Raw genomic sequence first — 12000 nt, forward strand, 5'->3', positions numbered from 1 at the left:
GCGGGTCGTTCAGAGCGTGCGGGACAGCAACCGGTGCACGACCGACGACAGTTCGGCCGCCGGGTCCGCGGGCTGCTCGGCCGACCGCCAGGCCAGGAACCCGTCCGGGCGGACGAGCGCCGCGCCGGAGGCGGTGATGCCGTACTTCTTGAGGAACTCCTCCACCACCGGCGCCGGTTCCTCACCGCCCACCCGGTGGACGGTGATGAGGGCGCCCGTCAGCCGGGACACTCCGGACGCCGCCCGCTCCCACAGCCCGTCGTCCGGCCCGGTCAGCAGGGACCAGCCGCCCGTCAGCGTGTCGTGCAGGGGCGTGTCCACGCCGGCCGTGCGCAGCACGAGATGCGGGGCCCGGGTGCCCGGCCGGCCCGACGGCTGGGTGGGGTCCTCCACCGGGGCGCCGTCGTCCCCGCCGGACTCGGCCGCCACCGCGCCCGAACGGTAGACATGGCCGAACAGCACGGTGGTCTCCGGCCGGTGCCGGGCCGCCACCTCCTCGTCCAGGCCACTGCGCTGCAGATAGCGGATCACCCCCTGCTCGACCGTGAACTCGGCGACCGGGAGACGCTCCTCCTCGTAGGAGTCAAGGAGTTCCTCGCCCGCCTGCCCGCGCAGCACCAGCGCCAGCTTCCACGCCAGGTTGTGGGCGTCCTGCACCCCCATGTTGCCGCCGAACCCGCCGGTGGGCGGCATCACATGGGCGGCGTCACCGGCGAGCAGCACCCGCCCGGAGCGGAAGCGGTCGGCGATCCGGGCCGCGATCTCCCAGCTGCTGCTCGACTCCACCGCCACATCCAGGTCCGGCACACCCACCGCCGCCCGCACCATGGCGACACAGTCCTCCTCGGAGTACTCGGCGTGGGTCTCCTGCGGCGGCAGGCTCGGCGCCAGCACCCAGCGGTCCGCGTCGTCGAGCCGGCCCAGCACCCCCTTGACCTCGGCGTTGCTGACGAAGCACAGGAAGAACTCACGGCCCGCGACGTACTCGTCGAGCGCGGCATGGAAGATGACGTTCATCTGGCGCCCGAACACGCCCTGGCCGTGCGTGCCGATGCCCAGGCCCTCACGGATCGGGCTGCGGAACCCGTCCGCGGCGATGAGGTACTTCGCCCGCACCGTCGTCTCGGTGTCGTGCCGCAGGTCCCGCAGCACCGCGGTGACCCCGTCGGCGTCCTGCTCGTAGCCCACCAGCTCGGTGCCGAAGAGGATGTCCGCGCCCAGCTCCTCGGCCTTCGCGCGCAGGACCGGCTCGAACCGGTCCTGGCCGATCAGCGTCCACCCGGTGGTGCTGACCTCGTTCGGGTCGTGCCGGAACGGCCCGTCGAAGCGGCCCAGTTCGGCGCCCGTGAGCGACTCCACCTGGAGGATGTCGCCGTACTGCGCGTGCGGGTTCTCCTGTGCGCGCACCTTCCGCTCCAGGCCCAGCGCACGCATCAGCTCCATCGTGCGGGGACTGGCCGCCTGCGCCCGCGGGTGCGCCGAGATGTGCGTGTGCCGCTCGACGAGCACCGGCCGGATGCCCTGCTGCGCGAGGAACAGGGCCTGGGCGAGGCCCACCATGCTGCCGCCCACGATCAGTACGTCGGTTCGCTCCGCCACCGGATGTGCTCCCTTGTCTCGATGCCGTTTCAGGTCCTCGTGCGGTTCGGGACTCCCGGCCAGCGAACAGGGCCCGGCTAGAGGGCCGCTCGGGCTGCGCACGCGCCCCGTGCCGCCGCCGGGCCCCCGCCCTCCCGTCAAGACCGCTTCGAGCGGCACACGAGACCCCGCTGGAACCGTCGCCCTCACCGCTGATGACGATCCGTGAGGACGGGAGGCCCTGGGCCGTGGTGGAAACCCTGAGTGTGCTGGTGCTGCTGGGCACCGGACTGGTGGCGGGGGTGCTGTTCGCCGTGGCGATCAGCGTCATGCCCGCCCTGATCGCGATGACGCCCGACCGCTATGTCGACACGCACAAGCTGCTCGGTAGGCGCTACGACCGGATCATGCCGTTCATCGTGTCCGGCAGCGTCGTCGTCGACGCGGCGTTCGCCGTGCGCGCCGAACAGGCCGCGCCGCGCGGGCTGTTCATCGCCGCGGCCCTCGCCATGACCGGCGTCGCCGTCGTCTCCCAGACGAGGAACGTCCCCATCAACAACCGGGTCAAGAAGACCCGGCCCGAGGACATCGGCCCCGAGTGGGACGATCCGCGGATCCAGTGGCGCGACTGGCACCTGCTGCGCACCTGCTTCGCCGTCGCCGGCTGCGCCCTGACCGCCGCGGCGGTGGTGCTGTCATGACGGCGAGCCCGCGGACCGCCTCACCCGGCGCCCGCATCACCCGGCCGCCGACCGGCGGCGAGGACCGCGCCGCCGCCAACGCCCGGATGACCGCGCTGCTGTCCGGCCCCGACCCCGGGCCCGTCGCCGCCCACCTCGCGCTGCTGCACTTCACCGGCCGCCGCACCGGACGCGCCTACACCGTGCCCGCCGGCGTCCACCGCGTCGACGGCGCCCTGTACATCGCCACCGGCAGCGCCTGGCGCCACAACTTCCGGACCGAGACCGCCGGTGAACTCACCTGGAACGGCAAGCGCACGGCGGCCCGCTTCGCACTGGTCACCGACCCCGAGGCGACCGCCCGCGGATACCTGGAGCTGTACGAGCGCTACGGGGCCGAAGCCGCGCAGCGCCGCCTCGGCATCAGCGTGAGCGACGGGCCCGCGCCCGGCCTGGACGACTTCCGCGCCGCCGTCACCGGCATCCCGCTCACCCTCGTCGCCGTCACGCTCGCCACCGAGCCCGGCGACCCCACCGAACTCGCCGTGAACGAGAGGACCTCCCGATGAGCGCAATCGCCGGCTGGGTCGACTTCGAGCGGGACCTGTCCCCGCGGGCCGACGTCGTCGAAGCCATGGCCGCCACCCTCAGCCACCGCGGCCCGGACGGCCGGGGCACCTGGGCCGAGGGCCACGCCGCCCTCGCCCACCGCCGCCTGGCGCTGCTCGACGTGAGCGAGACCGGGGCGCAGCCCGTCGCCCACACCACCGAGGGCGGCACCACCGTCGCGGTCCTCACCCTCGACGGGGCCCTCACCAACCACACCGAGCTGCGCGCCGAACTGGCCGCCAAGGGACACCGGTTCACCGGCGGCGGCGACGGCGAGACCGCCCTGCGCGCCTACCTGGAGTGGGGCGCCGACTTCCTCACCCACCTGGAGGGCCTCTTCGCGATCGCCGTGTGGGACGTGCGCAGCCAGGAGCTCCTGCTGGCCCGCGACCGCCTCGGCGTCAAGCCGCTCAGCTACCACCCGACCCCCGACGGCGTCGTCTTCGCCTCCGAGGCCAAGGCGATCCTCGCCCACCCCGACGTCGAGCCGGTCGTGGACGCCGACGGCCTGCGCGAACTGTTCGCGCACAGCCGCAAACCCGGCACGGCCGTCTACCGCGGCATGCGCGAGGTCGTCCCCGGCCACGTCCTGGTCGTACGGCGGCCGGGCAGCCACGAAAGGCGCTACTGGTCGCTGCCCGCACGGGAGCACACCGACAGCCTCGACGACACCGTCGCCACCGTCCGCGGCCTGCTCGCCGACGCGGTCGCCTCCCATCTGCGCGCCGACGTGCCGGTCGGCGCGATGCTCTCCGGCGGCATCGACTCCAGCGCCCTGACCGCCCTCGCCCACCGCACACTCACCGCCGAGGGCGCCGGACCGCTGCGCAGCTTCTCGGTGAACTTCACCGGCTACACCGAGAACTTCGAACCGCACCCCACCATGCGCTCCACACCCGACGCGCCCTTCGCGGCCCTCGCCTCGCGGCACATCGGCTCGCGGCACACCGAGATCCTCCTCGACACGGCCGCGCTCACCGACCCCGAGGTGCACGCGGCCTCGCTGCGCGTGCAGGACGCCCCCTCCCCGCTCGGCGACATGGACGTCTCCCTCATCCGGTTCTTCGCCCGGCTGCGCGCGGAGGGCTTCGCCGCCGTGCTCTCCGGCGAGACCGCCGACGAGGTCTTCAACGGCTACTTCTGGGCCTACGACCCGCAGCACAGCAACTCCCGGACGTTCCCCTGGGTCTCCTTCGAACGCGGCCACGACGCCGCCGCCGGCGGCCTGGGCACCTCCATGATCGACCGTCGGCTGCGCAAGGACCTCGACTTCATCGGCTACGCCGACCAGCACTACCGCGACGCCCTCACCGAGGTCCCGCACATCGACGGGGACACCCCCGCCGAACGCCGGGCCCGCGAGGTCACCTACCTCGCCCTCACCCGGTGGGCACCCACCCACCTCGACCGCGCCGACCGCATGAGCATGGCCCACGGCGTGCAACTGCGGCCGCCGTTCTGCGACCGGGCACTCGTCGAGTACGTGTACAACGTGCCCGCCGCCATGAAACGCGTGGACGGGGTCGAGAAGAGCCTGCTGCGCTCCGCGGTGGCCGACCTGCTGCCCGATGCCGTACTGCGGCGCAAGAAGAGCGCCTACCCCACCACCCAGGAGGCGGCCTACGGGGACTTCGTGCGACGCCGGTTCACCGAACTGGCCGCCGACCGCGACGCCGCCGTCGCGCCGCTGCTCGACACCTCGGCGACCGCCGGCGTGCTGACCGCCGGCGCCTCCCCGCGGGGCGCCTTCGCCTGGGTCGAGCGGGCCGGCATGGAAATGGTGCTCCAGCTCGAGACCTGGCTGACCGAATACCGCATCGACCTGCGGCTCTGACCGCCCGGTCGGCCGTTCCAGACCGGTTCGAGACAGCTTCGAGAGCCCCCCGCGAGGGTGGGGTCACGACCGAAGAAGCCAGGAGGGCAACGTGCACCGCACACTGATCGTGGCGCGGATGAATCTCGCCGACGCCGAGGGCGTCGCCAAGGTCTTCGCGGACTCGGACAGCACCGACCTGCCGCACATGGTGGGCGTCTCCAGGCGGACCCTGTTCGCCTTCCACGACCTGTACTTCCACCTCGTCGAGGCCGAGCAGGACATCGGCCCGAACCTGTACAAGGCGCGCAGCCACCCGCTGTACGACGACATCAACACCCGGCTGCAGGAGTTCATCTCCCCCTACGACCCGAACTGGCGTGAACCGCGCGACGCGATGGCCGTGCCGTTCTACACCTGGACCCCGCAGGACGGCCCCGTCACCACCAGGCCGTCCGGCCCGACCCTGGGCGGTGCCCGATGACCACAGCGGCGCACCGCACCAAGGTCCACGTCGAGGACGTCGCCTCCAACCGCAAGCGCGGCGGCGACATCCGCATCACCCTCAGCCCGCGCACCGTCGGCTGCACCTCGGGCTTCGGCGGAACACTGAAGCTGGCCCCGGGGGAGTACGTCACCGAGCACCTGCACCCGTACTCCGAGGAGTTCCTGCACGTCGTCTCCGGTGACCTGGAGATCAGCCTCGACGGACAGCGCGTGCGCATCGGCCCGGGCGACTCCCTGCTCGTCCCGATCGGGGTGCGCCACCGCCTGGTCAACGCCGGGCAGGAGCCGGCCCACGTGGTGTTCCACCTGTCGCCGCTGGCGCCGCGCCCGGAGCTCGGTCACGTCGACACCGAGACCCCGCTCGTCGAGGGCGGCGCCAACCCGGACGTCGGAGGCGCCCGATGAGCCGTCGTGCCGTCATCACCGGGGTCGGAGCCGTCGCCCCCGGCGGCATCGGCCGGGACGCCTACTGGGACCTGCTGTCCAACGGCCGCACGGCCACCCGCGACATCACCCTGTTCGACGCCTCGGACTTCCGCTCCCGGGTCGCCGCCGAGTGCGACTTCGACCCGGTGGCCGCGGGCCTGAGCGAGCAGGAGGTCCGCCGGATGGACCGGGCCGCCCAGTTCGCGGTCGTCGCCGCCCGCGAGGCCGTCGAGGACAGCGGCATCGACCTCACGGCCGGCGACCCGGGCCGGATCGCCGTCAGCATCGGCAGCGCCGTCGGCTGCACCATAGGCCTGGAGGACGAGTACGCGGTCCTCTCCGACGGCGGCCGGAACTGGCTCGTCGACCACACCTACGGCGTCCCGCACCTGTACGGCTACATGGTCCCCAGCACCCTGGCGGCCGAAGTCGCCCGGCAGACCGGGGCGGAGGGGCCGGTCGCGCTGATCTCCACCGGCTGCACCTCCGGCCTGGACGCGGTCGCCCACGGCGTCCAGCTCATCGAGGAGGGCACCGCCGACATCGTCATCGCGGGCGCCACCGACGCCCCGCTGTCGCCCATCACCTCCGCCTGCTTCGACGCCATTAAGGCGACCACGCCCAACACCGGCGGAGACGCCGCCGCGGCCTCCCGGCCCTTCGACGGCCGCCGCGACGGGTTCGTCCTCGGTGAGGGCGCCGCGGTCATGGTCATCGAGGACGCCGCGTCGGCCCGCCGCCGCGGCGTCACCGGCTACGCCGAGGTGGCCGGCTTCGCCAGCCGCTCCAACGCCTTCCACATGACCGGACTCAAGCCCGAGGGGCGCGAGATGGCCGAGGCCATCCGCGTCGCCCTGGACCGCGCCCGCCTCGACCCGGAGGACATCGGCTACATCAACGCGCACGGCTCCGGCACCAAGCAGAACGACCGGCACGAGACCGCCGCGTTCAAGCGGAGCCTCGGGCAGCGCGCGTACGAGGTGCCGGTCAGCTCCATCAAGTCGATGATCGGGCACTCCCTGGGCGCGATCGGCTCCCTGGAGGTGGCCGCCTGCGCCCTGGCCCTGCGGCACCAGGTGGTACCGCCGACGGCGAACCTGTCGGTCCCGGACCCCAAGTGCGACCTCGACTACGTGCCGGTGACCGCCCGGGAGCACCGGATGGACCACGTGCTCAGCGTCGGCAGCGGATTCGGCGGCTTCCAGAGCGCCATGATCCTCGGCCGCCCCGGCGCCGGGACCGGAAAGGCGGCGGCATGAGCGCGCTCGGCATACCCGAAGGGCGGCGCCGTCCCGCGGTCGTCACCGGCCTCGGCGTCATCGCCCCCACCGGCATCGGCGCCCGCCGGCACTGGGAGTCCGTGCTGTCCGGCAAGAGCGGACTGGGGCGCATCACCCGCTTCGACCCGTCCTCGTACCCGGTGAAGGTGGCGGGGGAGGTACCGGGCTTCGACGCCCGCGACCACGTGCCCAGCCGCCTCATCATGCAGACCGACCGCTACACGCACGTCGCCCTCGCGGCGGCGGAGGCCGCGCTCGCCGACGCGGGCGCCGACCCCGCGCAACTGCCCGAGTACGAGATGGCCGTGGTCACCGCGAGCTCGTCCGGCGGTACCGAGTTCGGCCAGCACGAGATGAAGAACCTCTACCAGCGGGGACCGGCCTGGGTCGGCGCGTACCAGTCGATCGCCTGGTTCTACGCGGCCACCACCGGCCAGGTGTCCATCCGGCACGGCATGCGCGGCCCCTGCGGGGTCATCTGCGCCGAGCAGGCCGGGGGACTGGACGCGCTGGGCCAGTCCCGGCGGCTGCTGGACACCGGCTCCCGGCTGGTCCTGTCCGGCGGCACGGACGCCTCGCTGTGCCCGTACGGCCTGACCGCCCAGCTGTCCACCGGCGCCCTGTCCACCGAGGACGACCCGACCCGCGCCTACCTGCCCTTCGACGAGGCCGCCCGCGGCTACGTACCCGGCGAGGGCGGCGCCATCCTGGTCGTGGAGACGGAGGAGGGTGCCCGCGAGCGGGGCGCCCCCCACTACGGGCGGATCCTCGGTCACGCCGCCGGGTTCGACCCGCCCGCCGGATCCGGGCGCCCGCCCGTGCTCGCCGCGGTGCTCCGGCGCGCCCTCGCGGACGCCGGGACCGACGCCGGTGACGTGGACGTCGTCTTCGCCGACGCCGCCGGCGTCGTGGACCTCGACCGGGCCGAAGCCGCCGCGATCAACGAGGTGTTCGGAGCGGGCCGGGTGCCGGTCACCGCGCCCAAGACCCTCACCGGCCGGCTGTACGCGGGCGGTGCGGCCCTGGACGTGGCGACCGCGCTGCTGAGCCTGGCCGCCGGAGTCGTCCCGCACACCGCGGGCAGCGGCGGAGCCGGACACCTGGGCCTCGACCTCGTCGTCGAACGCCCCCGGCACCTCCCGCTGCGCACCGCCGTGGTGCTCGCCCGCGGCCACGGCGGCTTCACCTCCGCGCTCGTGCTGGGCGCCGGTGACCGCACCGACCACCTCACCTGACCCCCCGAGACCGAAAGGCAGGACGTCATGCGCGCACCACTGAACGTACGGATCGGGGAGGGCGGACGCTGATGGCCGGGCACACCAGCAACTCCGTCGTCATCGACGCCCCCATGGACTTCGTCTGGGAACGCACCAACGACGTGGCGTCATGGCCGGAGCTGTTCAACGAGTACTCCCTCGCCGAGATCCTCGAACAGGACGGGCCGACCGTCACCTTCCGGCTCGCCCTCCACCCCGACGAGAACGGCACGGTGTGGAGCTGGGTCTCCCGGCGCACCACCGACGCCGCCACCCGGACGGTCCGCGCGCAGCGGGTGGAGACCGGGCCTTTCGAGTACATGAACATCGCCTGGGAGTACACCCAGACGGACAACGGCGTCCTCATGCGGTGGACCCAGGACTTCCACATGAAGGAAGGGGCCCCGCTGGACGACGCAGGCATGACCGACCGCATCAACCGCAACAGCGTCGTCCAGATGGGCATCATCAAGCGGAAGCTAGAGACGGCGGCGCAGGCCCTGCGGACCCCGTTCGCCGACCTGGCGGGCAAGCGCATCCTGGTCACCGGCGGCTCCCGGGGCATCGGGCGGGGCATCGTGCTCGCCGCCGCCCGCGCCGGCGCCGACGTCCTCACCTGCTACCGGCAGGAGAACGACCACGTCGCCTCGCTCGGCAAGGAACTCGCCGGGCTGCCCGGCACCGGGCACCTGGTGCGCGCCGACGCGAGCGACGCCGACGGCGCCCGCCTGCTGGCCGAGCGGGCCCGGGACCTGTTCGGCGGGCTCGACGCGGTCGTCAACAACGCGGGCGACTTCTCGCCCGCCCCGTACGCCGAACTCACCGACGCCGCTTGGGCCGTCAGTGTGCAGTCCAACCTGACCGGCACCCACCAGGTCACCCAGGCCGCGCTGCCGCTGCTCGGCGACGGCGCCGCCATCGTCAACCTCGGCTCGACCGTGGCCCGTATCGGCATGGCCGGTGGCGCCCACTACACGGCCGTCAAACAGGGCCTGGTCGGTCTGACCCGCTCCCTGGCCCGCGAGCTCGGCCCCCGGGGCATTCGCGTCAACACCCTCTCGCCCGGCCGCATCGCCACCGAGGCCCTGGACGAGCTGCCGGCCGAGGCGGCGGCCCAGCAGCGCGCGATCTTCTCCAGGTTCGCCGCCCTCGGCCGCCTCGGCACCCCGCAGGAGATCGCCGCCGTCGCGCTGTTCCTCATCAGCGACCAGGCCTCCTACATCACCGGACAGAACATCCACGTCGACGGTTGCGTGTGAACCGCCCGTCGCTCCACGGAAGGACATCCCAGGTGGAACTCGGACTGCAGGGCAAGAAGATCCTGGTCACCGGCGGCTCCCGGGGGATAGGGCGGGGCATCGTGCTCGCCGCCGCCCGGGCCGGCGCCGACGTCGTCACCTGCTACGTGCAGGAGAGCGAGTACGTCGAGAGCCTGCGCCGCGAGCTCAAGGAGACCGGCGGCGACCACCACGTCGTACGCGCCGACGTCGGCGACCTGGCCCAGGTCGACGCGCTGGTCGAGACCGTGAAGGAGAAGTACGGCACGCTCGACGGCATCGTCAACAACGCCGGTGTCATCAGCCACATCCCGTTCGCGGAGCTGGCCGCGGAGGAGTGGTCGCGCGTGCTGGACACCAACCTGACGGCGACGTACCGCGTCATCCAGCAGGCGCTGCCACTGCTCGGCGAGGGCGCCTCCGTCGTCAACATCGGCTCCCGCGGCGCCGCCGCCGGCATCCCGCTGCGCGCCCACTACACCGCCGCCAAGGCGGCCATGATCGGCCTGACCCGCTCGCTCTCCAAGGAGCTGGGCGGCAAGGGCATCCGGGTCAACGTGGTGGCCCCCGGCGTCATCGAGACGGAGGCGTTCGACACCCTTCCGGCCGAACGCGCCGAGGGGCTGCGCGCCACCTACTCGCAGAAGACCGCCCTGGCCCGCCTCGGCCGCGTCGACGAACTGGCCGCCCCGGTGCTGTTCCTCCTCAGCGACCTGTCGGCCTATGTCACCGGCGAGACCCTCAACGTGGACGGAGGCATCTGACCATGACCGACGCGACGTTCCGGGTCATGCTGCGCATGCAGATCAAGCCCGGTATGGAAACCGACTTCGAGCGGGTGTGGCAGGAGGTCGGCGACTCGGTCACCGGCCATCCCGCCAACCGCGGCCAGTGGCTGGCCAAGAGCACCACCGAGGACGAGGAGGGCGTCTACTACATCGTCAGCGACTGGGTCGACGAGCCGCGGTTCCGCCAGTTCGAGACGAGCGACACCCACCTGCGGCACCGCACCAGGCTGCACCCCTTCCGCAGCGGCGGGTCCATGGCAACGATGCGGATCGTGGCGAGCCTGGCGGGGGCCGCGGCATGACGAGCGCACCAGCCGTGGAGGTGGTGCTGTACCACCTGTCCGACCGGGGCGAGGACGTCCTGGCGGCCTACCACGAGGCCAGTCGCCGCATGGCCGGGACCCCCGGTCTGCTGGGCAACCAGCTCATGAACGAGCAGGGGCGCCCCGACAGTTACGTGGTGGTCAGCCACTGGGACAGCTGGGAGTCCTTCGAGACCTGGGAGCGCGGCGCGGCGCACAAGGACCAGACGGCCCCGCTGCGCGAGTTCCGCGACACCGAGCGGGCCCGCCCGTTCGAGATCTACCGGGTCCTCGCCCGCTATTGAGATCACACGGAGCCGGGGCGCCGCGGGCGCCGTGCCGTGCAGGACCCGCGGCCCCCGGTCGCCGTGACGTGCAAAACCCGCGGCCCCGGTCGCCGTGCCGTTCAGGAGCCGTGACGTTCAGGAGGAGACAACCCCGTGGCGCAGCAACGCATCCTGGTCACCGGCGGAGCCGGATTCATCGGGTCCCACTACGTGCGGCACCTGCTCGGCGGGGGGCGCGGCGGCGGTCCGCTGCTGACCGTCCTCGACAAGTTCACGTACGCGGGACACCCCGCCCACCTCGATCCGGTGCGCGGGCACCCCTCGCTGCGGGTGGTGCGGGGCGACATCGCGGACGCCGCCCTGGTTCGCCGGTTGCTCCCCGGGCACGACCAGGTCGTGCACTTCGCCGCGGAGACGCACGTGGACCGCTCCATCGAGTCGGCCGACGCGTTCGTACGCACCAATGTCCTGGGCACCCAGACGCTGCTGGACGCCGCCCTGGCCACCGGGGTGCGCACCTTCCTGCACATCTCCACCGACGAGGTGTACGGCTCGGTCGAGCACGGCGCGTCGAAGGAGGACGCCCCGCTCGCCCCCAACTCGCCCTACGCCGCGTCCAAGGCCGCCTCCGACCTGCTGGCGCTGGCCCAGCACCGCACCCACGGCCTGGATGTGCGCATCACCCGATGCTCCAACAACTACGGGCCGCGCCAGCTGCCCGAGAAGCTGATCCCGCGGTTCGTCACCACGCTCATGGAGGGCGGGCACGTGCCGCTCTACGGCGACGGGCTGCACGTCCGGGACTGGCTGCACGTGGACGACCATGTGCGCGGCATCGAGGCGGTGCGCGCCCTGGGCCGGCCCGGCGAGATCTACAACATCGGCGGCGGCATGGAACTGACGAACCGTGAGCTGACCGGGCGGCTCCTGGCGGCCTGCGGCGCCGAGTGGAGCCGGGTCCGTCACGTCACGGACCGCAAGGGGCACGACCGCCGCTACCGCGTGGACTGGTCCAAGGCGCACGAGGAGCTGGGGTACGCCCCGAGCCGGGACTTCGCCCAGGGCCTGGCCGAGACCGTGGCCTGGTACCGGGACAACCCCTCGTACTGGACATAATCATGTCGCTCCACAAATGCATGCAGTCCTGCAATTAAGTGCGTGCTAGTATGCAACTCGTCCTCGCTCAGTCCGCAAGGA

12 protein-coding genes and 2 pseudogenes are annotated in these 12000 nt (G+C 72.7%); 13 read left to right on the forward strand and 1 reads right to left on the reverse strand.

What is annotated here, in order from left to right; all coding sequences use genetic code 11:
• Positions 1-9 precede the first annotated feature (9 nt).
• Entirely contained in the window at positions 10-1599 is a 1590-nt protein-coding gene (locus ACFZDE_RS09060) for an FAD-dependent monooxygenase (protein ID WP_391198702.1), read from the reverse strand.
• 194 nt (positions 1600-1793) lie between these two features.
• Between ACFZDE_RS09060 and ACFZDE_RS09065 the strand changes: the two genes are divergently transcribed.
• The 13 genes and pseudogenes from ACFZDE_RS09065 (at position 1794) to rfbB (ending at position 11919) form a co-directional block, all read left to right on the forward strand.
• Positions 1794-2279, forward strand: a complete 486-nt coding sequence (locus tag ACFZDE_RS09065) for an anthrone oxygenase family protein (protein ID WP_391198705.1) — start codon at positions 1794-1796, stop codon at positions 2277-2279.
• Positions 2276-2827: a hypothetical protein gene (locus tag ACFZDE_RS09070; RefSeq protein ID WP_391198707.1), complete on the forward strand. Its 552-nt coding sequence runs from the start codon at positions 2276-2278 to the stop codon at positions 2825-2827. The genes ACFZDE_RS09065 and ACFZDE_RS09070 overlap by 4 nt, the downstream gene beginning before the upstream one ends.
• On the forward strand, positions 2824-4701 hold the full coding sequence (asnB, locus tag ACFZDE_RS09075) for an asparagine synthase (glutamine-hydrolyzing) (protein ID WP_391198710.1): 1878 nt from the start codon (positions 2824-2826) through the stop codon (positions 4699-4701). The genes ACFZDE_RS09070 and asnB overlap by 4 nt, the downstream gene beginning before the upstream one ends.
• 91 nt (positions 4702-4792) lie before the next feature.
• Positions 4793-5164 (forward strand): TcmI family type II polyketide cyclase, encoded by a 372-nt coding sequence (locus ACFZDE_RS09080; RefSeq protein ID WP_390997607.1) that lies wholly within the window; start codon positions 4793-4795, stop codon positions 5162-5164.
• Positions 5161-5592, forward strand: coding sequence for a cupin domain-containing protein (locus ACFZDE_RS09085; RefSeq protein WP_391198712.1), 432 nt, complete (start codon positions 5161-5163; stop codon positions 5590-5592). Before ACFZDE_RS09080 ends, ACFZDE_RS09085 begins: the two co-directional genes overlap by 4 nt.
• Positions 5589-6872: a beta-ketoacyl synthase N-terminal-like domain-containing protein gene (locus ACFZDE_RS09090; RefSeq protein WP_391198713.1), complete on the forward strand. Its 1284-nt coding sequence runs from the start codon at positions 5589-5591 to the stop codon at positions 6870-6872. The genes ACFZDE_RS09085 and ACFZDE_RS09090 overlap by 4 nt, the downstream gene beginning before the upstream one ends.
• A complete protein-coding gene (locus ACFZDE_RS09095; protein WP_391198716.1) occupies positions 6869-8128 on the forward strand; it encodes a beta-ketoacyl synthase N-terminal-like domain-containing protein in 1260 nt (419 codons plus the stop codon). The genes ACFZDE_RS09090 and ACFZDE_RS09095 overlap by 4 nt, the downstream gene beginning before the upstream one ends.
• Positions 8129-8199: 71 nt before the next feature.
• Positions 8200-8661: pseudogene (locus ACFZDE_RS09100) on the forward strand (SRPBCC family protein); the annotation flags it as partial.
• A gap of 30 nt (positions 8662-8691) precedes the next feature.
• Positions 8692-9408, forward strand: a pseudogene (locus tag ACFZDE_RS09105) (SDR family NAD(P)-dependent oxidoreductase); the annotation flags it as partial.
• A gap of 32 nt (positions 9409-9440) precedes the next feature.
• Positions 9441-10190, forward strand: coding sequence for an SDR family oxidoreductase (locus ACFZDE_RS09110; RefSeq protein ID WP_391198719.1), 750 nt, complete (start codon positions 9441-9443; stop codon positions 10188-10190).
• Positions 10191-10192: 2 nt separating this feature from the next.
• Positions 10193-10516, forward strand: a complete 324-nt coding sequence (locus tag ACFZDE_RS09115) for an antibiotic biosynthesis monooxygenase (RefSeq protein ID WP_391198722.1) — start codon at positions 10193-10195, stop codon at positions 10514-10516.
• Positions 10513-10821: an antibiotic biosynthesis monooxygenase gene (locus tag ACFZDE_RS09120; protein ID WP_390997624.1), complete on the forward strand. Its 309-nt coding sequence runs from the start codon at positions 10513-10515 to the stop codon at positions 10819-10821. Before ACFZDE_RS09115 ends, ACFZDE_RS09120 begins: the two co-directional genes overlap by 4 nt.
• A 135-nt stretch (positions 10822-10956) precedes the next feature.
• A complete protein-coding gene (gene rfbB / locus ACFZDE_RS09125; protein ID WP_391198725.1) occupies positions 10957-11919 on the forward strand; it encodes a dTDP-glucose 4,6-dehydratase in 963 nt (320 codons plus the stop codon).
• Positions 11920-12000: the final 81 nt, after the last annotated feature.

The sequence above is a fragment of the Streptomyces sp. NPDC007929 genome (genome assembly GCF_042959065.1).
In the GTDB taxonomy this organism is placed as follows: Bacteria; Actinomycetota; Actinomycetes; order Streptomycetales; family Streptomycetaceae; genus Streptomyces.